At 73.8% G+C, this 24,466-nt stretch carries 24 protein-coding genes; 15 read left to right on the forward strand and 9 right to left on the reverse strand.

What is annotated here, in order from left to right:
* Positions 1–9: 9 nt before the first annotated feature.
* The gene (locus tag ABH937_RS10515; RefSeq protein WP_370217997.1) at positions 10–816 is read right to left on the reverse strand and encodes a DUF4389 domain-containing protein; all 807 of its coding nucleotides are present in this window, start codon (positions 814–816) and stop codon (positions 10–12) included.
* 136 nt (positions 817–952) lie between these two features.
* The gene (locus tag ABH937_RS10520; RefSeq protein WP_280693249.1) at positions 953–1,306 is read right to left on the reverse strand and encodes a (2Fe-2S) ferredoxin domain-containing protein; all 354 of its coding nucleotides are present in this window, start codon (positions 1,304–1,306) and stop codon (positions 953–955) included.
* Positions 1,307–1,495: 189 nt separating this feature from the next.
* Between ABH937_RS10520 and ABH937_RS10525 the strand changes: the two genes are divergently transcribed.
* Complete coding sequence (locus ABH937_RS10525) at positions 1,496–1,936, forward strand: metalloregulator ArsR/SmtB family transcription factor (RefSeq protein ID WP_280693197.1); 441 nt, start codon at positions 1,496–1,498, stop codon at positions 1,934–1,936.
* 7 nt (positions 1,937–1,943) lie between these two features.
* Here ABH937_RS10525 and ABH937_RS10530 read toward each other — a convergent pair whose 3' ends face one another.
* Together ABH937_RS10530 and ABH937_RS10535 are read right to left on the reverse strand one after the other, a co-directional pair.
* Positions 1,944–2,201, reverse strand: coding sequence for a hypothetical protein (locus ABH937_RS10530; RefSeq protein ID WP_280693196.1), 258 nt, complete (start codon positions 2,199–2,201; stop codon positions 1,944–1,946).
* A gap of 182 nt (positions 2,202–2,383) precedes the next feature.
* On the reverse strand, positions 2,384–3,505 hold the full coding sequence (locus tag ABH937_RS10535; protein ID WP_280693195.1) for a Gfo/Idh/MocA family oxidoreductase: 1,122 nt from the start codon (positions 3,503–3,505) through the stop codon (positions 2,384–2,386).
* Positions 3,506–3,610: 105 nt separating this feature from the next.
* On the opposite strand from ABH937_RS10535, the gene ABH937_RS10540 reads away from it, so the two are divergent.
* Positions 3,611–4,255, forward strand: coding sequence for a TetR/AcrR family transcriptional regulator (locus ABH937_RS10540; protein ID WP_280693194.1), 645 nt, complete (start codon positions 3,611–3,613; stop codon positions 4,253–4,255).
* A gap of 94 nt (positions 4,256–4,349) precedes the next feature.
* Entirely contained in the window at positions 4,350–4,943 is a 594-nt protein-coding gene (locus ABH937_RS10545) for a maleylpyruvate isomerase N-terminal domain-containing protein (protein ID WP_370217998.1), read from the forward strand.
* A 9-nt stretch (positions 4,944–4,952) separates the two neighbouring features.
* Here ABH937_RS10545 and ABH937_RS10550 read toward each other — a convergent pair whose 3' ends face one another.
* Both ABH937_RS10550 and ABH937_RS10555 read right to left on the reverse strand, forming a co-directional pair.
* Positions 4,953–5,429, reverse strand: a complete 477-nt coding sequence (locus tag ABH937_RS10550) for a DUF4259 domain-containing protein (RefSeq protein WP_370218019.1) — start codon at positions 5,427–5,429, stop codon at positions 4,953–4,955.
* Positions 5,430–5,500: 71 nt separating this feature from the next.
* Positions 5,501–6,754, reverse strand: a complete 1,254-nt coding sequence (locus ABH937_RS10555) for a trans-acting enoyl reductase family protein (RefSeq protein ID WP_370218000.1) — start codon at positions 6,752–6,754, stop codon at positions 5,501–5,503.
* Between the two features lie 455 nt (positions 6,755–7,209).
* On the opposite strand from ABH937_RS10555, the gene ABH937_RS10560 reads away from it, so the two are divergent.
* Positions 7,210–8,178 carry a hypothetical protein gene (locus tag ABH937_RS10560; protein ID WP_280693190.1) on the forward strand — a complete coding sequence of 323 codons (969 nt, stop codon included), beginning with the start codon at positions 7,210–7,212 and terminating at the stop codon, positions 8,176–8,178.
* An 85-nt stretch (positions 8,179–8,263) separates the two neighbouring features.
* Here ABH937_RS10560 and ABH937_RS10565 read toward each other — a convergent pair whose 3' ends face one another.
* Complete coding sequence (locus ABH937_RS10565; RefSeq protein WP_370218020.1) at positions 8,264–9,283, reverse strand: PHP domain-containing protein; 1,020 nt, start codon at positions 9,281–9,283, stop codon at positions 8,264–8,266.
* 112 nt (positions 9,284–9,395) lie between these two features.
* On the opposite strand from ABH937_RS10565, the gene ligD reads away from it, so the two are divergent.
* Positions 9,396–10,292 (forward strand): non-homologous end-joining DNA ligase, encoded by an 897-nt coding sequence (ligD, locus tag ABH937_RS10570; RefSeq protein WP_370218001.1) that lies wholly within the window; start codon positions 9,396–9,398, stop codon positions 10,290–10,292.
* 33 nt (positions 10,293–10,325) lie between these two features.
* On the opposite strand, the gene ABH937_RS10575 is transcribed toward ligD, so the two are convergent.
* Positions 10,326–11,411, reverse strand: coding sequence for a Ku protein (locus ABH937_RS10575; protein WP_370218002.1), 1,086 nt, complete (start codon positions 11,409–11,411; stop codon positions 10,326–10,328).
* Positions 11,412–11,627: 216 nt separating this feature from the next.
* On the opposite strand from ABH937_RS10575, the gene ABH937_RS10580 reads away from it, so the two are divergent.
* Positions 11,628–12,416: a helical backbone metal receptor gene (locus ABH937_RS10580; RefSeq protein ID WP_370218004.1), complete on the forward strand. Its 789-nt coding sequence runs from the start codon at positions 11,628–11,630 to the stop codon at positions 12,414–12,416.
* Here ABH937_RS10580 and ABH937_RS10585 read toward each other — a convergent pair.
* A complete protein-coding gene (locus ABH937_RS10585; protein ID WP_370218005.1) occupies positions 12,413–13,165 on the reverse strand; it encodes a (2Fe-2S)-binding protein in 753 nt (250 codons plus the stop codon). The genes ABH937_RS10580 and ABH937_RS10585 overlap by 4 nt on opposite strands.
* A 194-nt stretch (positions 13,166–13,359) precedes the next feature.
* On the opposite strand from ABH937_RS10585, the gene ABH937_RS10590 reads away from it, so the two are divergent.
* From ABH937_RS10590 to ABH937_RS10630, 9 genes are read left to right on the forward strand one after another with little or no spacing between them, the layout of a single operon-like run.
* A complete protein-coding gene (locus ABH937_RS10590; RefSeq protein ID WP_370218021.1) occupies positions 13,360–14,349 on the forward strand; it encodes a FecCD family ABC transporter permease in 990 nt (329 codons plus the stop codon).
* Positions 14,346–15,371 carry a FecCD family ABC transporter permease gene (locus ABH937_RS10595; RefSeq protein WP_370218006.1) on the forward strand — a complete coding sequence of 342 codons (1,026 nt, stop codon included), beginning with the start codon at positions 14,346–14,348 and terminating at the stop codon, positions 15,369–15,371. The genes ABH937_RS10590 and ABH937_RS10595 overlap by 4 nt, the downstream gene beginning before the upstream one ends.
* A complete protein-coding gene (locus ABH937_RS10600) occupies positions 15,368–16,189 on the forward strand; it encodes an ABC transporter ATP-binding protein (RefSeq protein ID WP_370218007.1) in 822 nt (273 codons plus the stop codon). Before ABH937_RS10595 ends, ABH937_RS10600 begins: the two co-directional genes overlap by 4 nt.
* 39 nt (positions 16,190–16,228) lie before the next feature.
* Complete coding sequence (locus tag ABH937_RS10605; protein WP_370218008.1) at positions 16,229–17,236, forward strand: ABC transporter substrate-binding protein; 1,008 nt, start codon at positions 16,229–16,231, stop codon at positions 17,234–17,236.
* Positions 17,237–17,295: 59 nt separating this feature from the next.
* Positions 17,296–18,504 (forward strand): acetyl-CoA carboxylase biotin carboxylase subunit family protein, encoded by a 1,209-nt coding sequence (locus ABH937_RS10610; RefSeq protein WP_370218009.1) that lies wholly within the window; start codon positions 17,296–17,298, stop codon positions 18,502–18,504.
* Complete coding sequence (locus tag ABH937_RS10615; RefSeq protein WP_370218010.1) at positions 18,501–20,204, forward strand: IucA/IucC family protein; 1,704 nt, start codon at positions 18,501–18,503, stop codon at positions 20,202–20,204. The genes ABH937_RS10610 and ABH937_RS10615 overlap by 4 nt, the downstream gene beginning before the upstream one ends.
* Positions 20,201–21,409, forward strand: a complete 1,209-nt coding sequence (locus ABH937_RS10620) for an MFS transporter (protein WP_370218011.1) — start codon at positions 20,201–20,203, stop codon at positions 21,407–21,409. Before ABH937_RS10615 ends, ABH937_RS10620 begins: the two co-directional genes overlap by 4 nt.
* On the forward strand, positions 21,409–23,196 hold the full coding sequence (locus tag ABH937_RS10625) for an IucA/IucC family siderophore biosynthesis protein (protein WP_370218012.1): 1,788 nt from the start codon (positions 21,409–21,411) through the stop codon (positions 23,194–23,196). The genes ABH937_RS10620 and ABH937_RS10625 overlap by 1 nt, the downstream gene beginning before the upstream one ends.
* 5 nt (positions 23,197–23,201) lie before the next feature.
* Positions 23,202–24,377: an alanine racemase gene (locus ABH937_RS10630; protein WP_370218022.1), complete on the forward strand. Its 1,176-nt coding sequence runs from the start codon at positions 23,202–23,204 to the stop codon at positions 24,375–24,377.
* Positions 24,378–24,466 lie beyond the last annotated feature (89 nt).

The following is a 24,466-nucleotide window of genomic DNA, read 5'->3' on the forward strand; positions in this document are numbered from 1 at the left end:
GACCCCGACCTACCGCGCCGGGGCGGTGGTGGTCGTGTCGTTCGACGTGCCGTGGTCGGTGCTCGCCCAGTCGCTGGACACGTGGCCCGCCAGCCCGAGCACCAGGAACGCCACCACGAACCCCTTGCCGCCACCGCTCAGCACCAGCGGCCGGGTGGCCGACACGGGCAGGGCACCGGCGCCCGGCGCGGGGCGCTCCTCGCCGAACAACCCCTTGGGGTAGGCGGAGGTCAGCATCAGCACGTACGCGTCGAACCGCATCCGGTACCGCACGAAGGCCGCCGTCGCCTCGAAGACCGGGCGCGGCAGCCGACCCGTGACCAGCACCCAGAGCCAGAAGAAGAAGCAGAGCACCAGCCAGCCGGTGCCGAGCAGGCTGTTGATCACCGCCGCCGGGATCATCAGGATGAGCCGGAAGAAGACCGCCGCCCGGTTCAGTCGACCGGGCCGCAGCTCCACCTGAACCGGGAAGTCGGGCGGCTGGCGCAGCCTGAAGGGCGGATAGCGGTCGATCAGCAGGGTCGCGCTGGCCGTCACCCGGGTGTCGTAGCCCACGTAGTCGATCAGGAAGCGGGCGATCGACTCGGGCAGGTGCGCGGTGAAGAGGGCGGCGAACCAGCCGATCACCGCGGCGAAGAAGGCGACCACCGAGAGCACCCAGAGCACGATCGCCTGCGGCACCAGCAGGAGCCACCGGAAGAGGACGGTCAGCCGACGCTGCGGCCCCGGCTCGGGGAGGTCCAGGATCGGCAGGAACTCCGGCGGCCCGGCCGTCACCGGCGCGCTCCACCCGCCCTGGCCCGGCGTCTGCGCCATGGCGCACTCCTTCTGGTCGCTGGTACCCGACTTCTCCTCACGACGCTCGCAGCAGCCGCGCCCCGCGGCATCTCCACAGGGCCGGACGAGGGCGCCGCGCCGGACCGGCGGCGTCAGGCGGGCAGCTGACCGCCCGTCAGCTCTCCAGTGACTCCCTGATCCGCCGCGAGGGACTGAAGGAGTAGAGGTCGAGAATCTCGGGCGGGTCGACCAGGCCGGGCCCGCCCGCCGCCACCCAGGCGGTGATGTCGCGGGCCGCGTCCTCGTCGTTGACGAAGCCCAGCCAGACCGGGCGCCCACCGGCCCGGCGACCCTGCGGTGAGGGCTGTATGACGATCACGTTCGCGCGGTCGCAGGCATCCAGGCAGCCGACCGGTCGCACCTCGGCGACCCCGGCCAGGCTGGCGCGCAGGCCGGTGAACTGGGCGGCGTGGTCGATCCCGGGCACCTTCGGCGTGCCGCAGCAGCAGCCCCGGCAGACGCTCACCAGGCAGCGCGCCGCGCCCCTGCTTCCCGCACCGGCGCCCGCTGCCGTCCGGTCCCCGCTGGCCTTGGTGCCCTTGGTGCCCCGGTCACCACGATCAACACGCCGCTTGCTCACGTCGGCACCGTCTCCCCACTCGCCACGCCCAGGATTACATGAACAGATGTTCATGTACCCATCAGTATGATGGACGCCATGGGTCATGGAGCCGTCACCCCCGCCGAGAGCACCATCCCGCGCGCCCGCCTGGACGCGGCCAACGCCGCCAAGGTCGCGGCCACCCTCCAGGCACTGGCCACCCCGTCCCGGCTGCTGATCCTCGCCCGGCTGCGCGAAGGCTCCTGCGCGGCCACCGAACTCGCCAACGAGGTGGGGCTGGAGCAGTCGGCCTGCTCGCACCAGCTACGCCTGCTGCGCAACCTCGGCCTGGTGGTCGGGCGGCGCCACGGCCGCTCGATCGTCTACGCGCTCCACGACGACCACGTCGCCGCGCTGCTCGACCAGGCCGTCTACCACGTAGAGCACCTACGCCTGGGCCTCACCGACGCCACGGCCCAGGCCGACGCGGACGGCCAGCTCGACGCGGACGTCCGGATCGACGCGGAGGCCGAGCTCAGCGCCGCTCCGCACGAGTGACCCGCGGTCAACGGCGGCGCCAGCGCCCCTTGCGCACCCGGCTCCAGAACCAGCCGGCCGGCGGCCGGTCGGACCGCCACGGCTGCGGCTCCGGTGGCTCCCGCTGCCACCGCGCGGCCAGCATCCGCGCCCGGCCGGAGGGCTCGACCACCGGCGCCGAGCGCACGAACGCCTCGTCCAGCCGCACCGCGTCCCAGTCGTCCGTCGCCCCCGACTCGCTCCCGGGTCCGTCGGCCGGCTCGGACGGTATGTCCGCGCTGCTCATCGACCCACCACCCGTCCTGCTCGACACTCCCGCCTCATCGGGCGGCCCGTTCTGGTCAACGTGCGACCGTCCACGGCAGTGCCCGCGGCGGGGCAGGGCATGGCGCGGTCCGTGCCACCTTCAACACGGCCCCCGCGACTCGCGGCGATGGCCCGCGACCGACCGTAGCCCGGCGCGCGGGCCTACACCACCTGCCGAGTCCCCGTGGCGTCCGAGCGCCGCACCGCGTCGAGCAGGCGGTGCAAGCGCAGGCCCGCCGCGAAGTCCGGCACCGTGCGCTCGCCGCTGCGCAGGTCGGCGGCGAACTGGGCGTACTGCTGGGCGACATGGTGGCCCTGGTCGCCCACCGATGCCGGATCCACCGTGAAGTACTTCGCCGGGATCGGCAGTTCGGCCAACGAGCCACCCACGCCGCGAGCCCCGAGCAGGCGCAGCTCGCCGACCTGGATGCCCATCGGGGCACCCGGCCCGGCGGAGACCAGCGCGAGGTCGCCCTTGCTGCCGGAGATCTCCAGTCGCGTCCGCGGCTCGACGCCCTTCCCATCGTGGATGTGCGCGGAGAGCACCGCGCCGCCGGCCAGCGTCGCGTTCAGCAGCAGCTGGTCGGGGCTGTTGACCTCGACCGGCTCTCCGGTCTCGGCGATCCGGTAGGAGCCGCGCCGCACGGCGAGCGTCGCGGAGAGCCGCTCGATGCCGCCGAGCAGGTGCTGGACCGCGTCCAGCGTGTGGCCGCCCGCCACCTCGAGCGTCCCAGCGCCGTTCGCCCGGTCCAGGGTGTAGGCCATCCACGCGGGCATCGTCTCGCCGGCCCCCTTGGCGCGCGCCTCGTAGAGGGTGGCCGAGCCGATCTCACCGAGGTAGCCGTCGGCGATCAGCTCCCGCGCGTAGCCGAGCGCGGGCGCGTAGCGGGCCTGCAGGCCGACCGCGTGGTGGACACCTGCGACGGCGGCCGCGGCGGTGAGGCGTTCGGCCTGCGCCGTGGTGCGGGTCAGCGGCCACTCGCAGAGAACGTGCTTGCCGGCCGCCAGGGCCGCCTCCACCAGCTCCAGGTGCGCGGGCACCTTGACGGTGACGACCACCAGGTCGACCTCGGGGTGCTCGGCGAGCTCGCGCGGATCGGCGAAGGCGTGCGGGACGCCGAAGTGGTCCGCGGCCACGCGGGCGCTCTCGATCCGGCTGGTGCCCACCGCGGTGATCTCGTAGTCGGGCAGCGCACGCAGCGCGGGGATGTGCGCGCGCATCGCCCAACCCTGTCGCGGGTTCACGCCGATGATGCCGACCCGGATCTTCTGTCGCGCCGTCATGTGCAGACTCCTCCCGTAAAACGGACAAGACTTGTCCGCTTCAGTTGCCTGGCTGGACTCTAGCCAACCGGACAGGGTTGGTCCAGTTATTGCTAGGATCGGGCCATGAGCAGCCCGACCCACGCCGTCGACCGCCTGACCGCCGACCCGACGGGCCGTCAACCCCGGGCCGACGCACGGCGCAACGTGGAGCGACTGGTGGCGGCCGCCCGGACGGCCATCGCCGAACTCGGCGTGACGGCCTCCGCCCATGAGATCGCCGCCCGAGCCGGTGTCGGGGTCGGCACCTTCTACCGGCGGATCCCGTCGCGCGAGGCGTTGCTACTGGCCGTGCTCGAGGAGGTGCTGGGCGAGATCATCGCCCTCGCCGACCGCGCCCTCGCCGAGCCCGACCCCTGGCAGGGGCTGTGCGACTTCGCGGCCGGCTACGTGGGGCTGCGGACCGAGAGCTGCGGCATCTGCGAAGCGCTCGGCGGCGTCTTCGGCGAGGCCTTGGACGACACGCTGGCCGTCCTGCGCGAGCGGTTCCGCTTCCTGGTGGAACGCGCCCAGTCGGCCGGCGTGCTGCGCACCGACCTCACCTGGCAGGACGTCGCGTTCCTGCTCGCCTCGATCACCGCCGCCGACCACACCCTGGGCCTGCGGGCAACCGACGACCAGCGCCACCGCACCCTGCGGGTCCTGCTCGACGGGCTGCGCAGCACCGCGCCCGCCGCATCCATCGCGGCCCCGGACTGCGTGCCGAACTGATCCACCGTCAGAGTCCGCCGTCCAGCCGGTGCGACGGGGCTGGGCAGCCGATATGGCGTTGCCCTCGATCGACCACCGCTGCGAGGATCGGCCGATGGAACAGACCACCGGACAGCCCGGGCCGACCGGCCGTGACGTCGACCTCGCCGTGGCGGAGTCGGTCCGCGCGCTCGCACCGCGGGTGGACGCGGACTGGCAGGTGCCGGCCGGCACGCTGGAGTGGAGTTGCGCGACGACCGCGGCGCACATCTCGCATGATCTGGTGGCGTATGCCGGGCAGTTGACGGCCCGGCCGGCCGACTCCTATCTGCCGTTCGACCTGCGGGTGCACCCCGGGACGGCGCCCGGTGAGCTGCTGGCGGTGCTGCGCGCCTGCGGTGGGATGCTGAGCAGCGCGCTGGACGCCGCGGACCCGGCGGATCGGGCGTGGCACTGGGGGCCGACCGACCCGACCGGCTTCGCCGCGATGGGCGTGGCCGAGATCCTGCTGCACACCCATGACATCGCCCAGGGTCTGCGGATCGACTGGCGGCCGCCGGCGGACCTGTGCGCCAAGGTGCTCACCCGGCTCTTCCCCGCCGCGCCGCCCGGGGACCCGGCCGAGGTGCTGCTCTGGTCCACCGGGCGCGGCCGGCTCGGTGACCGGGAGCCGCTCACCAGCTGGGTCTGGAAGGCGGCGGCAAGGTAGCCGCCGGCGTCAGCGGGCGACCCCGTCGAGCACCGCGCGCAGCCGGGCCAGCCGTTCTCGCCAGCGGGACTCCTCGCCCGAATCCCCCCAGAGCTCGGCGAGTTCGCTCCCCGGCCCGGTCACCCGGTCCAGCGCCTGGAGCGCGAGCCCGTCGAACTCCGGCCCGAGCACCTGGATCGGGGCCCTCGGCGCATAGGCCGGATCGATCGGCTCGCCGCCACGGCGCTGAGCGGCGACCAGGGCCGCGGCGGCCACCGCCTCCTCGGCCTCGTCGCTCTCCAGGTAGCGGTCGGCGGCGATCGCCAGCTCCAGCACCGCCCGCAGCAGGCCGGGCCGCTCGGCGAGCGCGGCCGCGTCGAGCCGACCGGAGAAGTCCGCGGCGGTGTCGTTGTCGAAGGGGCCGATGTCCCAGGTGCCTATGGCTGCGCTCCTAACCGAGCGATTGTTCGAATGGCTGCCACCAGCGTGGCACCTACCACTGACAATCGATCGCGGAGCACGCCGACCGGATACCGGTCACCGCGGCCCAGGAGCGTCTCGCCCGATCCGCCCCGGAGTCACCTCACCCGGCCCGGCGCGTCGGCCGGCGGCTTGGCGAGGACCGTGAACCGGATCCCCGCCGCGCGCACCCGCTCGATCAGCGCCTCCCCCATGGCGGCGGCCGGCGTCACCTGCCCCGCCGTCGCCGGCAGGTCGTCGAAGGCGAGGCTGAGCGCGGACTCGGCCAGCATCTTCGCCGTCTCGGTGTAGCCGGGATCACCACCGCTGACCTCGGTCCAGATCCGCGCCCCGGCGCTCTCGGCGACGAACCTGACGGTGAACCAGGACTTCGCCCGCTCCGCCGCGCTCGGGCCCTCGCCCGGCTTGCGCAGCGCGGACAGCCACCGGCGCAGCGCCGGCAGTTGGGCCGCCGCCACCAGCAGCGCGATGCCCACGCTGCCGCCGAGCGCGACCGGCAGGCGCTTGACGGCGGCGTAGTGGCCGTAGCGGAAGTCGGGCCCGTAGACGGGCAGCGCGGCGGCCGAGCGGCCCACCACCTGCGCGTCGATGGTGGGCAGCGGCCAGGCCCAGGCCCGTGCGTCGTCGGACCAGCGCGGCCGGTCCGGCGAGGTGCGGATCCGCCGCCCCGCCGGGCGCTCCTCCACGGCCCGCCGCTCGCGGGCGGCCTGGGCGGTGGCGCGCGGGCGGGAGAACGCGGTCAGCGCCGAGGCGAAGGTACCGCCCGAGAAGGTGCCGCCGGCCCGCACGAAGCCGCGTACCGCGACCGGCGCGTCCTTGGTGCCGGCCGGCAGCCGGCCCAGGGTGAAGAGCACGCCGAGGTCGTGCGGAATCGAGTCGAAGCCGCAGGAATGCACCAACCGGGCACCGCTGGCCTTGGCCTGCTCGTGGTAGCGGACGTACATCCGGTCCACGAACTCGGGCTCGCCGGTCAGGTCGACGTAGTCGGTGCCGGCCTCGGCGCAGGCGGCCACCAGCGGCTCGCCGTAGCGCAGGTAGGGGCCGACGGTGGAGATCACCACCCGGGCCGCACCGGCCACCTCGCGCAGCGCCGTCCGGTCGGCGGCATCGGCGACCAGCAGCGGCAGGTCGGCGAGTTCGGGGCGACCGGCGGCCAGCGAGCGCCGCACCTCGGTCAGCCTGTCGAGGCTGCGGCCGGCCAGCGCCCAGCGGCAGCCTTCGGGCACGACGCGCGCGAGGTACTCGGCGGTCAGCCGCCCGGTGAAACCGGTGGCGCCGAAGAGGACCAGGTCGTAGGGGCGCCCGGTGTCGGCGGCAGTGCCGGTGCCCGGGGCGGGCGAGTCGCTGTCCATGCTGATCCCTACTGGCCGGTAGACGGGGCGCCCACGCTAGGGACCGGATCGGCGGGGTGTCAACGACACGGACCGACACCGATCGTCCCCATCACTCCGCATTGCGCGCATTCCCTCCCAGGAAGGCCGCATACCGGCCCGCCCCGGTCAACTGTTCGCCAAATCTGCCAACTGTCGCTTCTCATAGCCTTGCTGACGGTCAACCGATTTGCTTTGATGAGCATCGGTCAAACGGCCTTCCGGAAGCAGCCTCCCGACACCCCCCAAGCGTCGGCCTTCGGTACACCGGACCCGCCCGGACCACCGCTCGTGCGCGGCCGCCCGCCACTGCGACGCGACGCGCACCGGTGCACGCCCAGCACCTGCACCGGTCCCTCCCGACCCGACGATCTCGGCCGGCCGACGACCGGATGTGCTGCCCCTTTTGTCCCCCACCGCACCAAAAGGAGCCAGGGATGCGCGACTCGCGCGAACACCGTACCCCCACCACCAGCCGGTCCCGGCGACTGCGGCACCTCGCCGCGGTTTCCGCGCTCGCCATCGGCGGCCTGGTCGGCAGCGCTACCAGCAGCAGCGCCGCACCCGCCGTGGCCGACCCGAGCGTGCACCTGGTGCGCACCCACGGCCAGGTGATGAGCGTTCAGACGCACGGGCGACACGGCGTGGTCCCGATGCGTGGCGCCGGCGCCAAGGCCACCCGGGCGGCGCACCCCGCGCCCGCCGCCAGCAACCTCATCTACAACGGCGGTCCGGTCCAGCACCAGGTGACCGTCTACCTGGTGTTCTGGGGTAACCAGTGGGACAGTGACGGCAACGGCGTCCAGCAGTACGAGACCAATCTGTTCAGCGGCCTGGGCACCTCGCAGGACACCTGGTCCACCGTCACCTCCCAGTACACCGACAACAGCGGTGCCGGCCCGTCCTTCAACGGCGCCGTCCTCGGTGGCACCTGGGTCGACGACTCGGGCGCCGCGCCGGCCGCGGCCCAGCAGGCCGACATCGCCGCCGAGGCCAATGTCGGCGCCCAGCACTTCGGTGCCTCCGGCCCCGACGTGCAGATCGTGGTGATGAGCCCGAGCGGCACCTCACCCGACGGCTTCCCCAACTCCGGCTTCTGCGCCTGGCACGACTACAACGGCAGCGTCTCCTACACCAACATGCCGTACGTGCTCGACGCGGGCTCGGGCTGCGGCGCCAGCTCGGTCTCCAGCCAGCTCGACGGGTTCAGCATCGTCGAGGGCCACGAGTACGCCGAGTCGATGACCGACCCGCAGCCCTCCAGCGGCTGGGTCGCCTCGGACGGTGAGGAGAACGGCGACCTGTGCGCCTGGCAGAACCTCGCTGCGGTCTCGCTGCCGACCGGCTCGTTCGCCATGCAGCCGACCTGGAGCAACGCGGCCGGCGGCTGCGCGATCTCCGGCTGACGTTTCCACCTGACCCCGAGTCAGTTCGCTGACCAGTCACGGGAGGGGCCCGCTACCGGCCCCTCCCGTGACTGGCACGCGCCGACTACGGTCGCTGCCCCGTACGGGTCCAGGCCAGCAACTGGTCCACCGTCCAGGTGGTGATCACCCGCTCCGGCGGCACCCCGGCCGCGGCGGCGCGGGCGCACCCGTACTCCTGCCAGGTGAGTTGGCCGGGTGCGTGGGCGTCCGTGTCCAACGCGAAGAGGCAGCCCGCCTGTTCGGCCTGCCGCAGCAGGCGGCCGGGCGGATCCAGGCGCTCGGGGCGGCAGTTGATCTCCACCGCGGTCCGGTGCTCGACGCAGGCCGCGAACACCCGCGCCGCGTCGAACTCGGACTCGGGGCGCTGCTTTCCGCCGACCAGCCGACCGGTGCAGTGGCCCAGCACATCGACCAGCGGATTGGCGACGGCCGCCAGCAGGCGCTGGGTCATCGGGCCCGCCGCCATCCGCAGCTTGGAGTGGACGGAGGCGACCACCACGTCCAGCTCGGCCAGCAGCCCGTCCTCCTGGTCGAGCGAACCGTCGTCCAGGATGTCGCACTCGATCCCGGTCAGCAGCCGGAACGGCGCCAGCCGCCGGTTCAACTCGGCCACCACGTCCAGCTGTTCGCGCAACCGTTCGGCGCTCAGGCCGCGCGCCACGGTCAGCCGCGGCGAGTGGTCGGTGAGCACCGCCCAGTCGTGGCCGAGGTCGCGGGCGGTGCGGGCCATCAGCTCGATCGGGCTGCCGCCGTCCGACCAGTCGGAGTGCAGGTGGCAGTCCCCGCGCAGGGCGGTGCGCAGCGCGGCGCCCGGCCCGTCCAGCTCGGCCAGCGGGGTGCGGGCGCGCTGTTCGAGCTCGGCGAGGTAGTCGGGCGTGCGGCCGGCCCGGACCTCGGCGACCACGGCCGCGGTGACCGGGCCGAGACCGGGAAGCGCGGCCAGTCCTGCCGTGGTGCGCGGCAACTCGCCATGGTGTGCGCGCAGCGTCGCGGCCGCCTTGCGGAAGGCCTGGACCCGGTACGGGGAGGCCTGCTCGCGCTCCAGCAGGAAGGCGATCCGCTCCAGCGCCGCGATCGGGTCCATCAGCAACGTCGGGTCCGTCGGGTCCGTCGGGTCCGTCACCCGCCCATCATCGACCGGCCCCACCCGCGCGCCGCCCGCGACTCGCCGAGCCCGGACTGCCACCATCTCAGGCATGCCCGACCCCACCGCCACCGTCACCGAGGTGGCCGGCCGCCGCCTGCGACTTACCCACCTGGACCGGGTGCTCTACCCCCGCACCGGCTTCGCCAAGGCCGCGCTGCTGCGGTACTACACGCTCGTCGCGCCGGCGATACTGCCGCACCTGGCCGGGCGGCCCGCCAGCTTCCTGCGGCTGCCCGAAGGGGTCGAGGGCCAGCGGTTCTGGGCCAAGCGAGTGCCACCGGGCGCGCCCGGCTGGGTGACCACGCTCGATGTGACGCACCGTCAGGAGACCATGCGGCAGACCGTGGTGGACGATCTGCCGACGCTGCTCTGGGCCGCGAACCTGGGGTGTCTGGAGTTCCACGTCCCGCAGTGGCGCGGGGACCCCGCGACGCATGACCGGCTGATCATCGATCTGGACCCCGGGGACGGCGCCGGGGTGGTCGAGTGCTGCGTCGTGGCCCTGGCCGCGCGCGAACTGCTGACGGCCGACGGTCTGCGCTGCTGGCCCAAGACCACCGGCAGCAAAGGACTGCATCTGACCGTGCCGCTGCTCGACACGCCGGCCGAACGGGTGTCGGCGTACGCCCGCGAGCTGGCCCGGCGGCTGCGCCAGGCCCTGCCGGACCTGGTGGTGGACCAGATGGCCAAGCAGTTGCGGCCCGGGCGGGTCTTCGTGGACTGGTCACAGAACAACAGCGCGAAGACCACGGTGGCGGCGTACTCGCTGCGGGCCCGTCCGGAGCCGACCGTCTCGACCCCGCTGGAGTGGCCCGAGGTGGCGGGCTGCCGCCGGGCCGAGCAGCTGGTCTTCACCGCCGACGCGGTCGCCGAGCGGGTACGGGCCGCCGGCGACCTGCACGCGGGGGTGACCGATCCGGCGCAGGCGGTCGCGCTGCCGGGGTGAGGGGCGCTCGGGGGACGCGGCAGCGGCGGCCGATCAGGAGACCGCGCGCAGCCGGTGCTTCTTGGCCGGCTCGGCCTGCGGGCCCTGCAGCGCCGCGAGCAGCTGGTCGCGCGTCATCGACGAGCGCCCCGTGACGCCCTGCTCGGTGGCCAGCCGGTACAGCTCGGCCTTGCTCAGCTCGGCCAGGTCGGCGGGCTCGGCGGGCTGCTCGGCCTGCGGTCGCTCCACCGATTTCGCCGACGATTTCGCCGACGGCTTCGCTGTGGGTTTCGCTGTGGGTTTCGCTGACGGTTTGGCTGCGGGTTTCGCCGCCCGCGCCTGGTCCGCCGAGCCGTCGCCGCCGGCCTGCTGCAGGCTGCGTTCCAGCACCGCCATCAGGTCCACCACGTTCGTCGTCTCCGGTGCGGGCGCGGCACTGACCACCTCCTCGCCGGCCAGCTTCGCCTCGACCAGCTCGCGCACCTGCTCGGTGTAGGTGTCGCGGTACTCCTCCGGCTTCCACTGCGCGCTGAGCATCTCGATCAGCTGGCGGGCCGCCGCCAGCTCCTTCTCCGACGGCTCGGCGGGCGCCTGCGGCAGGTTGTCGATCTCCCGGTGCGGGTCGCGCACCTCCTCGGCGTAGTGCATGGTCTGCAGCACCAGCACCTCGCCCTCCACCCGCACGGCCGCCAGGTACTGCTTGCCGCGCATCACGAAGGTGGCCAGCCCCGCCCGGTTGGTGTCCGCGAGCGCCCGGTGCAGCAGCCCGTAGACCTTGCCGTACTCCTTGCCGCGCGGGCCCAGGTAGTAGGTCTTGTCGAAGTAGATCGGGTCGACCTCGGCCAGGTCCACGAAGCCGCTGATCTCGATCGACTTGGACCGGCCGGGCGAGATCTGCTCCAGCTCGACCGGGTCCAGCACCACGTACTCGCCCTCGGCCAGCTCGAAGCCCTTGACCACGTCGCGGTACTCGACCTCCTCGCCGGTACGCTCGTTGACCCGCTGGTTGCGCACCCGGTCGGAGGTGCCGCGCTGGAGCTGCCGGAAGTGCACGGAGTGGTCCTCGGTGGCCGAGTACAGGCCCACCGGTACAGCGACCAGTCCGAAGCTCAGCGTGCCTGTCCAGATGGGTCTGGCCATCGCCACCACCTCCTCGCCGAGTTTTCAAGTATTTCACCCGCCGGTACGGGGTGCCGCGCGGCGACGTGCCGGCCATGGGTGTGCTGAGCCGGTGATCGGGCATCGTACGATCGCCGGGCCGGAGCAGACGGCTGGGACGGAGGGGACGGGCGTGACCGAGGCACCGCCGGACGCCACGAGCGACCGCGTCTTCACCACCGTTCCCGGGACGAAGCGATGACGCCCCGCACGGTGTACGACGACCAGGGTCGGCCGGTGCGCCTCGGGTCGTCGGTGCGGCGGGTCGTCTCGCTGGTTCCCTCGCTCACCGAGGCGGTCGCGGTGAGCTCCCCGGGACTGCTGGTCGGCGCGACCGACTGGTGCAGCCACCCGGCCGGGCTGGCCGTGACCCGGATCGGGGGCACCAAGAACCCGGATCTCGACGCGATCCGCGCGCTCGCCCCCGATCTGGTGATCGCCAACGAGGAGGAGAATCGGCTGCCCGATCTGGACGCCCTGCGCGCGGCGGGGATCGCGGTGTACGTGACCGAGATCCGCACGCTCGACGCCGCGTTCAGCTCGCTCGACCGCCTGCTGACCGAGGCCTGCGGACTGACCGCGCCTGACTGGCTGGCCGAGGCGCGGGCCGCCTGGCAGCAGCTGCCGGCCCCGACTCGGTTGCGCAGCGCGGTGGTTCCGATCTGGCGGCGGCCGTGGATGGTGCTCGGCCGGGACACCTTCGCCGGCGACCTGCTGCGCCGGCTGGGCATCCGCCAGCTCCACGCCGACCACGCCGACCGGTACCCGGCCATCGCGCTACCCGAACTGCTGTCCAGCGGAGCCGAGTTGGTGGTACTGCCGGACGAGCCGTACCGATTCGGGGCGACGGACGGCCCGGAGGCGTTCCCCGGCATTCCGGCGGCGCTGCTGAGTGGTCGTCACCTCACCTGGTACGGGCCGTCCTTGGCCGAGGCACCAGTGCTGCTCGCCGACCAGCTGCGCGCCGCCCGGCTGCACACGCCTTAGCCCTCCAGGCGGCGCAGCCGTTCCGCGTCGCAGGTGCGCGGGCAGGTCAGGCAGGCCTCGTCCGGACGCAGCGCGTAGTAGAGGCAGCAGCCGAGCCGGGTCCGGGTCAGGTGCTCGCGTCCGGTAGCGCCCACCAGACGGCGGAAGTGTGCGCCGCCCGGCAGCGGCGCGGTGCCGCCCGGCAGCAGTCGTTCGGCCCGCGCCACCGCGTCCTGCTCACGGCCGAGCATCCGGCCCAGGTACCAGAGGCCGGAGACCAGATCGTCCGTCACCATCCCCCACAGCGCGTGCGAGCCTCGCCTGGCGACCGGCTGGAAGGCCGCCAGCACGGGCGCCGCATGCGCGGCGACGACGGCCCGCAGTCCGGCGGGTGACGCGTCCTCGTGCTCGCCGCCGGGGCGGAACGCCAGCTCGCCGGTCCGCGCGTCGAGCCACACCCGGTCCGGCAGCAGCTCCGGCACCACCCCGGTCAGATACCAGGGCCCGCCGACGAGCAGGCAGGCCGACCAGAGGTAGTGGTGCAGCAGCCGCGCCGCCGCCACGTGGGGCGGCATCCGGCGGCCGTGCTCGGCGTGGATCCGCCGGACCTCTCCCTCGATCAGTTCGGGCATCCGGCCGGCGAAGTCCGTTGCCGCGATCCACTGCTGACGGTCGATCAACTCACCGTCCGCCAGCAGCCGGACGCGCAGCGCGGGGCAGTGCTCGCCCAGTCGGCGATAGGTGTCCGGCAGCGGTGGCGCCTCGGGCATCGCGGCAACTCCCCGTCAGATTCAGTACCTCGTGAGTAAGGTAAGGCTCACCTTATACGGCTCGCTGTATGCAAGCGGACCATTCTTCGCGAAACCGGCATCCGCGACTTGACGAACTTAGGTTTGCCTAACCTAATATCGATCTCGTGCTGAGAATCGATCCGGCGGCCTCAACCGCCCCGGCGCAGCGTCCCCTGGCGGCCCGGCAGACCTTGCTGCTCTGCCTGGGCCTCTGCGTCCTGCTGCTCTGCCTGACGCTGAGCCTCGCCCTGGGCTCCCGCTCCGTCCCGCTGTCGACCGTCTTCGACGCGCTGTCCGGCGCCGGCCGGCACGCCGACCCGGACGTCCAGGTGGTGACGGGCCTTCGGGTGCCGCGCACCGTGCTCGGGCTGGTGGTCGGTGCGGCACTCGGCGCGGCCGGGGCGATCGCCCAGGGCGCCACCCGCAACCCGCTGGCCTCCCCGACCACCCTGGGAGTCAACGCCGGCGCGAGCTTCGCCGTGGTCACCGCGATCTACGTGCTGAGGCTGACCCGGCCCGTCGAGTACGTCTGGTTCGCGGTGGCCGGGGCGGCGCTGGCGGCCTGCGCCGCGCACGCGATGGCCCGGCGGAGCGGCGATCTCGACCCGACCAGGCTGGCGCTGGGCGGCACGGTGCTGGCCACCGTGCTCACCTCCTGGACCTCCGCGTTGATGCTCGCCAGCCGCCGCACGCTGGACGAGGCGCGGTTCTGGCTGGTCGGCTCGCTGGACGGGCGGGGGCTCGAAGTCCTCACCCCGGTCCTGCCGTTGCTGCTACTCGGCCTGGTCCTGGCGATCGCCGTCACACCCGCGCTCAACGCGCTGGCGCTCGGCGACGAAGCCGCGCAGGCGCTGGGCGTGCCGGTGGCGCGGATCCGGGCGACCGCCGGGCTGGCCGTGGTGCTGCTGGCCGCCGGTGCGGTGGCGGTGGCCGGGCCGATCGCCTTCGTCGGCCTGGCCGCGCCGCACCTGTGCCGGCAACTGCTCGGCAACGACCACCGGGTGCTGCTGCCCGGCTGCCTGATCGGCGGCCCGATCCTGCTGCTGGCCGCCGACGTGCTGGGCCGGCTGGTGATCCGGCCCGCCGAGCTGGAGGTCGGCATCGTCACCGCGTTCCTCGGCGCGCCACTGCTCGCCGTGCTCGCCCGGAGGACCACCCGATGAACGTCTCACCCGCCAGGCTCGCCCGACGGCGCCACACCCTGCTGCTCTGCCTGCTCGCGCTCGCCGCCCTGCTCGTGCTCACCGCTGTCGCTCTGAGCACGGGTGAGGTGTCGATCCCGCCGCTCACCGCGCTGCGCGCGCTGATCGGGCTCGGCGACGGGGGCGACGTGCTGGTGGTCCAGCAGTTCCGCGCACCTCGGGTGCTCGCCGCGCTGGTGGCCGGCGCCGGTCTCGCCGTCTCGGGCGCGCTGTTGCAGCGGCTGTTCCGCAACCCGCTGGCCTCGCCCGACGTGGTCGGGGTGACCGGCGGCGCGTCCTTCGGCGCGGTGCTGCTGCTCTCCCTCGGCGCCTCCCAACTGCTGGTGCCGCTGGCCGCGTTGGGCGGCGGACTGGTCTCGGCCGGACTGCTCGGGGCGTTCGCCTGGCGCTCCCGGGCAGCGGTCGGACGGCTGGTGCTCGTCGGGCTAGCCGTGCAGGCCGGGCTGGCGGCGGCGGTGAACCTGATGATCGTCCGCTTCCCGGCCGAACTCGCCGCCACCGCGCTGCAGTGGACCACCGGCTCGCTCTACGGGCGAACCTGGACCGAGGTCTGGGTCGGCGGCGGCGCGATCGCCGGCGCGCTGACCGCCGTCCTGCTGGCGGACCGCCGGGTGGCGGTGCTGGACCTGGGCGACGACTCGGCGGGCGGGCTCGGCCTGCGCCCCGACCGGGACCGGCTGCGCCTGCTGCTGCTCGCCATCACGCTGGCCTCGCTGGCGGCCGCGCTGACCGGGCCGGTCGGGTTCGTGGCGCTGGCCGTGCCGCACCTGGTGCGGTTCCTGGCCGGGCCGCCCACCCCCGCGACGCTGGCGCTCTGCGCGCTGCTCGGCGCCGTCCTGCTACTGGCCGCCGACCTGACCGTGCTGCACCTACTGCCCGTGCCGGGCCTGCCGGTCGGCGTGATGACCGCGACCCTCGGCGCCCCCTGGCTAATGGTTCTGATGATCCGTCAGGACCGCGTGATGAACCGGAGCACCCGATGAACCTGCTCGCCCCGAAGGCGACGGAACACGCCAACCAGCTGGCCGCACACGGCCTGCGGCTGCGCTACGGCGACCGGCTGATCGTCGACGGCCTGGACCTGGCGCTGCCCGGCGGCGCGGTGACCGCGGTGGTCGGCCCGAACGCCTGCGGCAAGTCCACCCTGCTGCGCGGCCTGGCCCGGCTGCTCGACCCGGCGGCCGGCACCGTCACCCTGGACGGCGCCGACCTGAACCGGATGCCCGCCCGGGCACTGGCCAGGCGGCTCGGCCTGCTGCCGCAGCAGCCGGTCACCCCGGAGGCGATCACCGTCGAGGCGCTGGTCCGGCTCGGCCGCTATCCGCACCAGCGGCTGCTCAGCCCCTGGTCGGCCGCCGACCAGGCCGCGGTGGAGGCGGCGCTGGACCGCACCGGCACCGCCGAGCTGCGCGACCAGCCGGTCGACCAGCTCTCCGGCGGGCAGCGCCAACGCGCCTGGATCGCCCTCACCCTGGCGCAGGACACCGAGCTGCTGCTGCTCGACGAGCCGACCACCTTCCTGGACCTGCGCCACCAGCTCGACGTGCTCGACCTGGTCGCCCGGCTGCACCGCGAACTCGGCCGCACCGTGGTCATGGTGCTGCACGACCTGGGCCAGGCCGCCCGCTACGCCGACCATCTGGTGGTGCTGCACGCGGGCCGGCTGGCGGCCGCGGGCCCACCGGCCGAGGTGCTGGACGCGGCTCTGGTCGAGCGGGTCTTCGAAGTGCCCTGCCGGGTGATCACCGACCCCGAGACCGGGACGCCGCTGGTCATCCCGCGTGCCCGGGTCCACTCCTGATTGATCGTCATACTCCCTCCTGAGAAAGAAGTTCTGCTCATGCGAACCCGCCACCGCCTCCCCGTCGCCGTCCTCGCCGTCGCACTCGGCACCACCCTGCTGGCCGGCTGCGGCGGCAGCGCGACCGCCGACGGTGACAAGTCGGCCGCCGCACCCGCCGCGAGCGGCGCCGGCGACGCGAGCGCGAGCTTCCCGATCACCGTCAAGCACGCGATGGGCAGCACCGAGATCAAGAGCGCGCCCAAGCGCGTGGTGGTGCTGGACAGCGGGGAGTTGGACGACGTCACGCTGCTCGGCATCACCCCCGTGGGCGCGGTCTCCCCGCACCTGAAGACCGAGGGCGGGTTCCCGACCTACCTCAAGGGCGAGATCCAGGGTGCCAAGGACGTCGGCCCGATGGCCGAGCCCAACCTGGAGTTGATCGCCTCGCTCAAGCCGGACCTGATCCTCTCCTCCAAGGTCCGCCACGAGAAGATCTACGACAAGCTCAGCGCGATCGCCCCCACCGTCTTCGCCGAGACCACCGGCGTGACCTGGAAGGAGAACATCGCGCTCTACGCCAAGGCGCTCGGCAAGGAGGCCCAGGCGCAGCAGGCGCTGGCCGACTACCAGGCGCGGGCGGCGAAGTTGGGCGCCGAGATCAAGGAGACGAACGGCGGCACCATGCCGACGGCCTCGGTGGTCCGCTTCATCGCCGGCCCGACCCGGCTCTACCAGAAGGCCTCGTTCAGCGGCACGGTGCTGAAGGACGTCGGCCTGAACCGCCCCGCCTCGCAGGACGTCGACGCCTCGATGATGGATGTCAGCCCCGAGCAGCTCGACAAGGCCGACGCCGACCTGGTCTTCGTGACCACCGCCGACGACCCGAACAAGACCCAGCAGAGCCAGGTGCAGTCCACCCCGCTCTGGCAGAACCTCAAGGCGGTGAAGGCGAACAAGGTCTTCACCGTGCCGGACGAGACCTGGATGTCGGGCATCGGGGTGCAGGCGGCCGATCAGATGCTGAACGACATCGCCAAGGCCACCGGGGTCACGCCGGTCAAGTAGGGCCTGGGCCCGCTCATCGGACCGGTACACCCCATCACCACGAAACAGAGGCTTCCGTCTTGCGGCTCTACCTGCTCGCCCACAACCCCACCGACTCGGTCACCCAGGGCTTCCTGCCGGCCGCCGCCCGGCTCGGCCTGCCCGTCACCGTGCTGACCGACCAGGCCGAGGCCCACCAGCGGGCCTACCGGCACCGCACCGACCTGCCGGCGGATCTTCTGGTGCTGGCCTGCGAGGTGGCCGACTTCCGCGAGGTCATCGGCCTGATCTCCGGACGGCAGCCGCCCGTCGCCGTGTTCAGCAACAGCGACCACCTGCAGACCCAGGCCGCCCTCGCCGCCGCCTACTTCGGTCTGCCGGCCAAGGACTGGCGGGCCACCCTGCGTGCCAAGAACAAGGCCGAGCTGCGCCGCCACCTGGCCGGCGCCGGCCTCGACCTGGTCCACGGCGTCGAGTTGACGCCGGGTCAGCAGCCGGCGGACCTGGAGCTGCCGCCCTTCCCCTGCGTGCTCAAGCCGCGCGAGGGCGTGGCCAGCGAGGACGTGGTGCTGGTCGCCGACGCCGCCGAACTCGCCGCCCGCTGCGGGGAGATCCGGCGCCGTCGGCCCGACGCCACCCTGCTGGTCGAGGAGTTCCTGACCGGCGAGCTGCACACCCTGGAGACCCTGGGTGACGGGCGGCGGCGCGCGGTGCTCGGCGGGTTCCGGACCCGGCTCTCCCCGCCGCCGCACTTCATCGAGGAGGTGCTGGAGTTCGTCCCCGCCCACCCGCGCCCGGTGCTGGACCAGGTCCTCGCGCAACTCGACGCGCTGGGGGTGGGCCTGGGCGCCTGCCACACCGAGTTCGTGGTCCAGCCGGACGGCCGGGCCCGGATCATCGAGGTCAACTACCGGGCGATCGGCGACCAGTGCGACCTGATGCTCGCCCAGATCCTGCGGATCCCGTACTTCGAACACGTACTGCGGGCCCACCTCGGCGAACCGCTGCCCGCCGACCTCGGCGCCCGCGCGGACCTGCGGGCGCGCAACGAGGCGGTCTGCGCCGACCGGGCCGGGACCCTGACCGCCGCGCCGGGGCCGTACGACGCCGAGGCGGACGGCGTCCGGCTCAGCTACCGCCCGCTGCGCGCCGTCGGCGAGCGGCACGAGCACTACCGGACCAACCGCGACTACCTGGGGGTGGTCTGGGCGATCGGCCCCGACCAGCGGGCCGTGGACCGGGCGGTCGCCGGCTTCATCGCCGCCAACCGCTGGGAGGTCACCGCGTGAGCGCCGCCGATCAGCTGACCTTGCGGGTGCTCAGCGCGCTGCTGCGCGAGGACGTGCTCGGGCTGCGGACCCGGTCTCGGTGCGAACGGCGCCCGGACGGCGACTGGTTGGTCCGCGACCGGCTCGCGCTGCCGGTCCGGCCGGACGGCTTCCAGTGCGAACTCGCCGCGCGCGAACCCCTGCTGGAGGTGGACGGGCGGCCTGCCGGCGACCTCGCCGCGATCCTCGCCGTGCTGCGCGAGCACGCCGCGGCGGCGGACCGCGACGGTTTCACGGCCTTCGCCGAGGAGTGCCGCCAGACCCTGGCCACCATGCGCCTGCACGAGGCCGAGCAGCCGAGCGTGCTGGCCGCGCTGGCCCAGGCCTTCGGCGCTGACCCCGCCGGCTGGACCGGCCCGCGGGCGAGCCTGGCCTTCGACACCCTGGCGGCCTACCTGGACCACCCGGTCTACCCGACCGCGCGCGGCCGGGCCGGCCTCGAACCGGCGGACCTGCACCGGTACGCACCCGAGTGCCACCCGGCCTTCCTGCTGCGCTGGTTGATCGTGCCCGCCGACGCGCTGACCGTCCGCGGTGAGGCCCCGCTGCCCGCCTGGTGGCCGACGCCGGCCGCGCTCGGCCATCCGGAGTTGACGACCGGTCACCTCACGCTGCCCGTCCACCCGCTCTCCGTCGGCGAGCCACTCGCCGGCGCGCTGCGCGCCACCGGCCTGACGGACCGCGCGGTGCTCGCCGCGCGCCCGTACCTGGAGGTGGTCCCGACCCTCTCGATGCGCACCGTCGCGGTCGCGGCGGACCCGTGCCGGCACCTCAAACTTCCGCTCGCCACCGCGACCCTGGGCCTGCGCAACCGGCGCACGATCAAGCCGGGCACCCTGGTGGACGGCGCGGCCGGGCAGCGGCTGCTCGCCGAAGTCCGCGCCCAGGAAGCCCGGTTCGCCGGCACCGTGCTGCTCGCCGACGAGCGGTGCTACGCACACGCCGGGCACGAGTTGCTCGCCGTGCTGCTCCGGCGACTTCCCGACGCCCTGGCCGGCCCGGGGACGGTCACCGTACCGCTGGCCGCGCTGCCGGCCACCGCGCCGGACGGGCGCCTGGTGCTGGACGCGGTGGCGGAGCGCTTCTACGGCGGCGACCCGTTCGCCCTGTACGACGCCCTGCTCACCCTGCTGCTCGACTGGCAGGTCACACTGTTCGGCCACGGCGTCGCCCTGGAGTCGCACCAGCAGAACCTCTCGCTGGTGTTCGACCGCACCACCGGAGCGACCCGCCTGCGGCTGCTCCTCAAGGACAACGACGGCCCCCGGATCAACCGCTCCCGCGCCGAACCGACGATCAGTCAGACAACCCTGGACGCCTTCGACGACCCCCGGGTGTCAACCCCCGACGACCGCGCGCTCACCGACCTGTTCAGCACCATCACCGGCCACCTCTGCACCGCCTCACTGGCGTTCGCGCTGGCCGAGCACGGCCGGGCGCCGCTCGCCGACACCCTGGGGCTGCTGCGCAAGCGGCTCACCGAGGCGCTGGACCGACTCGGTGCACCGGGCGACCCGCTGCGGGCGGCGCTGCTGGACGCCGACCGGCTGCCCGTCAAGGCGATGGTCAGCGCCGGCACCCTGCTCAGCAAGGAGCGCTCGGGCGCGGCGGACGTCAACAAGCACTACACCACCGGGCCGAACTACCTGGCGGGCGCGTGAAGACCGCGTCGGCTCCGCCCACCCGGCGCCCGGAGGCGGCCGGCGGCCTGGCCCGGCGCCAGGTGCACGCGGTGGCCGGGTGCTACTTCGTGGCCTCCTTCGCCGCCCTCGGCCTGCCGCCGTACCTGACCTCGATCCTGCCGGGCCTGGGCGATCCCCACGGTCACTGGGCCGGCCTGCTCTACATCGTGCCGACCGTGTTCAGTGCGCTGGGCGCCCCGCTCTGGGGGCGTCTGGCCGACCAGTTCGGCCGCAAGCGCCTGCTGCTGCGGGCCCAACTGGGGCTCAGCGTCTCGTTCCTGCTGGCCGGACTGGCCGACAGCCTGCCCGCCTTCACGCTCGCCCTGGTGCTACAGGGCTTCCTCGGCGGCACCTTCGCCGCCACCAACGGCTACCTCGCCGCCGCCCTGGAGGGGCCCGGGCTGTCCCGAGCCCTGACTCTGATGCAAGGCAGCGCGCGGGCGGCGCTGGTGGCCGCGCCGATCCTGGTGGGAGCGCTCTCGCCGTGGCTCTCCCCGCACCGGCAGTACCTGGTGATGGCGCTGCTGCCACTGGCGGCGGCCGCGCTGCTGGCCCGGCTGCCCGAGCCCACCCGGGCGGCCGAGCCCGAGCCCCGGTCCTCGGCCGCACCGGCCAGGCCGAGCCCGGGGCCGGACCGCGGCCTGCGGGCGCTCTACGCCTACGAGTTCGCGTTCGTCTTCGCCACCATCGTCTCCTTCCCCTATCTGATCGCACTGGTCGACCAGCGGATACCGGGGATCGACGCGACCGTGGCCGGCCTGCTGTTCGCCCTGCCGCACCTGTGCTACCTGCTGCTCGCCTCCCGGGTGCACACCGCCTTCCTGCACCGGCCCAGGACCGGCCTCGCGCTCGGTTTCGCGCTGGTCGCGGCGGGTCTGGCCGGACACGGTCCCGCGCACTCGCTGCCGGCCTTCGCGCTGGCCCGGGTGGTGCTCGGCGGCGGGCTCACCCTCGGCCTGGTCTGCCTGTCGGTGCTGGCCGCCGACGCCGCCCGGGGCCGGGCGCCCGGCCGGATGTTCGGTATCCTGGAGCTGGTCTCCAAGGGTGGTGCGGTGGCCGCGGGCGTGGTCGCCATGCTGGTCAACTCGGCCTTCGGCGTGGGCTCGCCGGTGCTGGTCGGCACCGCCGCCGCGCTCGTCGCCGCCGCTTTCCCCCTCCTCCACCACTCAGTTCGGAGCCGCTGATGTCCGTCACCCTCTCCCCTGCCCGCACCGCGCTCCCCAGCGCCGACCACGTGGTGGCGCACACCCTGGTCAACTGCCTGCTGCGCGAGGTCTCCGGCCCCGAGCGCCAGACCGCGGTCACCGAGGGGCGACTGCTCTTGCGGCTGCCCCGGTGCGGTGCGCTGCTGCGGGTCGCGCTGCGCCGCACCTCGCTGCTCGGGGCGCACCGCTTCACCGGGCCCGTGCAGCGCAAGGAAGCTGACGGCTGGTCAGCACTGGACTGGCGGGAACTGGCCGAGCTGGTGCAAGCCGAACTGACGCTCCGCACCGGGGTGCGCAACGACGAGTTCCTCGCCCAACTCGCCTCCAGCCACCAGGGTGTGGCGGCTGCCCTGAGCGACCGCCCGGCGCCGGGCGGCGACCGGTACCTGGAGTCCGAGCAGGCGCTGCTCTTCGGCCACCGCTTCCACCCCGCGCCGAAGTCCCGCTCGGCCCGCGGCGCCGACCGCGCGACCTGGGCGGCCTACGCGCCCGAGGCCCGCGCGAGCTTCCCGCTGCGCTACCTCGCCGTCCGGGATCACCTGCTCGCCGAGCAGAGCGTCGATCCGGCCGCGACCGCGCTGCTCGACGGCCTCCTCGACCAGCGCCACGACGGGCGGCAGGACGCACAACCCAGCGCGCGGCACCGTGTGGTCCCGGCCGGCTACCGGCTGCTGCCCGCGCACCCCTGGCAGTACCAGTTGCTGAGCGGACACCCGCTGCTGCGGGCCGCGCTGGCCAGCGGCGACGTGCTCGATCTCGGCGTCGGCGGGCCCGAGTTCGCCGCCACCGCCTCGGTCCGCACGCTGCACGGCGCCGGCGCCTTCCTCAAGTTCAGCCTGAACGTGCGGATCACCAACTGCCTGCGCAAGAACGCCGCCTATGAGCTGACCGGCGCGGTCGAGCTGACCCGGCTGCTCGACGGCACGTTCGACGACCTCGCCGAACGCTTCCCGGACGCCGCGATGCTGCGCGAACCGGCCTTCCGCACCCTCGCACTGCCCGGTCCCGACGGCACCCCCGACACCGAACTCTTCGAAGGCTTCGGCCTGATCGTCCGCGAGGACCTCGCCACCCGGCTGCACCCGGGCCTGACGCCGCTGCTGGCGGGTGCCGTGGCCGACGAGTACCCGACCAGCTCGGCCCAACTCGGCCTGCTGCTCGGCGGGACGGAGCCGGATGCGGCGGAGCTGCTGGACTGGTGGACCCGCTATCTGCGGCTGCTGCTGCCGCCGGTGCTGGCCGCCTACTTCGACCACGGTGTCGTCCTGGAACCGCACCTGCAGAACGTGCTGATCGCGGTGGACGAGGCGGGCTACCCGGCCCAGGTGCTCTTCCGCGACCTGGAGGGCACCAAGCTGCTGCCCGAGCGCAACGCCGCCCTGCTGGCCGAGCTGCCGCCGCAGGTCGCCGGCCCGATGAGCTACGACGAGCAGCGCGGCTGGGACCGGGTGGTGTACTGCCTGCTGGTCAACCACGTCGCGGAGCTGCTGGCGGTGATCGCCGACCAGGATCCCTCGCTGGAACCGAGGTTGTGGGACCGGGTGCGCGGCGTGCTGACGGAGTACGCCGAGCGGCACGGCTGTCCGCCCCGGCTGCGGGCGCTGCTGGCCGGGGTGCCGCTGCCGGCCAAGGCGAACCTGCTGACCCGCTGGGAGCGCAAGGCGGACCGCGAGGCCGGGTACGTCCGGCTGCCCTCGCCACTGGCCGCCGACGTGCTCGCCCAGGCCGCCCAGGCGCCCACCGAGTCGGCGGGAGGCCTGCGTTGACCACCATGGAGCTGCCGTCCGCCGTCCGCGCCGAGGTGGCCGCCCGGCCCGCCGAGGCGCTGCCCGCCTACCTCTACGACCTGCCCGCGCTGCGCGCCCACGCGGCGGCGGTCCGGGCCGCACTGCCCGAGCGGGTGGAGCTGTACTACGCCGCCAAGGCCAACCCCGACCCAGCCGTGCTGACCGCACTGCGTGACACCGTGGACGGCTACGAGGCGTCCTCCGGCGGCGAGTTGACCCATCTGCGAGCCGCCGTGCCGGGCGCCCGGCTGGCCTTCGGCGGACCGGGCAAGGCCCCCGCCGAGCTGGCCGCCGCACTGGCCGCCGGCGTGCACCGCTGGCACGTGGAGAGCGTGGCCGAACTCCACCGGCTCGCCGCGCTGGCCACCGAACCGGTCGACCTGCTGCTGCGGGTCAACCTGCCGGTTCGCGCGGGCGCGCTGGACGGCGTGCCGCTGGCGATGGGCGGCCGGCCCACCCCGTTCGGCCTGGACCCCGAGCAACTGGGCCACGCGCTGCGGCTGCTGGCCGATCCCCGCCTCGCCCGACGGCTGCGACTGCGCGGCATCCACGCGCACCTGGCCAGCGGCCTGCACGCGGCCGACCAACTCGCGGTCGCCGAGCAGCTGGTGGACTGGGCGGCCGGGCTGCCGGTGCCGATCAAGGAGGTCAACCTGGGCGGCGGCATGGCCGTGGACTACGCCGACCCCACCGCCCGCTTCGACTGGCCCGGCTACGGCGCGGGGCTGGCCCGGCTGCTGCGACGCCACCCCGGACTGCGGCTGCGGATCGAACCGGGCCGCGCGCTGACCGCGTACTGCGGCTGGTACGCGAGTGAGGTGCTGGAGGTCAAGCGCAGCCACGGCGAGGAGTTCGCGGTGCTCCGCGGCGGCACCCACCACCTGCGCACACCCGCCGCCCGCGGGCACGACCAGCCGTTCGCGGTGCTGCCCGTCGAGCACTGGCCGCACCCGTGGCCGCGCCCGGCGGCCGAGAGCGGCCGGGTCACGCTCGCCGGGCAGCTCTGCACCCCCAAGGACGTGCTGGCGCACCGGGCCGCCGTGCCGGCGCTGCGGGCCGGCGACCGGGTGGTGTTCGGCCTGGCCGGGGCGTACGCCTGGAACATCTCGCACCACGGCTTCCTGATGCACCCCCAGCCGGACTTCCACCTGCTGCGCTAGGGCCTGTACGGCGGATCTTTTCGGATGAGCCCGCGGCGTTGGGCGCCCGGCTGGGCGTGCGCCCGAGTCGTCCTCGTACTGGACGTACT

The organism is Kitasatospora sp. GAS1066B (genome assembly GCF_041262605.1).
GTDB lineage: Bacteria > Actinomycetota > Actinomycetes > Streptomycetales > Streptomycetaceae > Kitasatospora.

Bases quoted from the DNA above. Each gene is read 5' to 3' on its own strand.
- ABH937_RS10515 (WP_370217997.1), bottom strand. From the start codon at position 816: ATGGCGCAGACGCCGGGCCAGGGCGGGTGGAGCGCGCCGGTGACGGCC.
- ABH937_RS10525 (WP_280693197.1), top strand. From the start codon at position 1,496: ATGGGTCATGGAGCCGTCACCCCCGCCGAGAGCACCATCCCGCGCGCC.
- ABH937_RS10530 (WP_280693196.1), bottom strand. From the start codon at position 2,201: ATGAGCAGCGCGGACATACCGTCCGAGCCGGCCGACGGACCCGGGAGC.
- ABH937_RS10535 (WP_280693195.1), bottom strand. From the start codon at position 3,505: ATGACGGCGCGACAGAAGATCCGGGTCGGCATCATCGGCGTGAACCCG.
- ABH937_RS10540 (WP_280693194.1), top strand. From the start codon at position 3,611: ATGAGCAGCCCGACCCACGCCGTCGACCGCCTGACCGCCGACCCGACG.
- ABH937_RS10545 (WP_370217998.1), top strand. From the start codon at position 4,350: ATGGAACAGACCACCGGACAGCCCGGGCCGACCGGCCGTGACGTCGAC.
- ABH937_RS10555 (WP_370218000.1), bottom strand. From the start codon at position 6,754: ATGGACAGCGACTCGCCCGCCCCGGGCACCGGCACTGCCGCCGACACC.
- ABH937_RS10560 (WP_280693190.1), top strand. From the start codon at position 7,210: ATGCGCGACTCGCGCGAACACCGTACCCCCACCACCAGCCGGTCCCGG.
- ABH937_RS10565 (WP_370218020.1), bottom strand. From the start codon at position 9,283: ATGGACCCGATCGCGGCGCTGGAGCGGATCGCCTTCCTGCTGGAGCGC.
- ligD (WP_370218001.1), top strand. From the start codon at position 9,396: ATGCCCGACCCCACCGCCACCGTCACCGAGGTGGCCGGCCGCCGCCTG.
- ABH937_RS10575 (WP_370218002.1), bottom strand. From the start codon at position 11,411: ATGGCCAGACCCATCTGGACAGGCACGCTGAGCTTCGGACTGGTCGCT.
- ABH937_RS10580 (WP_370218004.1), top strand. From the start codon at position 11,628: ATGACGCCCCGCACGGTGTACGACGACCAGGGTCGGCCGGTGCGCCTC.
- ABH937_RS10585 (WP_370218005.1), bottom strand. From the start codon at position 13,165: ATGCCCGAGGCGCCACCGCTGCCGGACACCTATCGCCGACTGGGCGAG.
- ABH937_RS10595 (WP_370218006.1), top strand. From the start codon at position 14,346: ATGAACGTCTCACCCGCCAGGCTCGCCCGACGGCGCCACACCCTGCTG.
- ABH937_RS10600 (WP_370218007.1), top strand. From the start codon at position 15,368: ATGAACCTGCTCGCCCCGAAGGCGACGGAACACGCCAACCAGCTGGCC.
- ABH937_RS10605 (WP_370218008.1), top strand. From the start codon at position 16,229: ATGCGAACCCGCCACCGCCTCCCCGTCGCCGTCCTCGCCGTCGCACTC.
- ABH937_RS10625 (WP_370218012.1), top strand. From the start codon at position 21,409: ATGTCCGTCACCCTCTCCCCTGCCCGCACCGCGCTCCCCAGCGCCGAC.
- ABH937_RS10630 (WP_370218022.1), top strand. From the start codon at position 23,202: ATGGAGCTGCCGTCCGCCGTCCGCGCCGAGGTGGCCGCCCGGCCCGCC.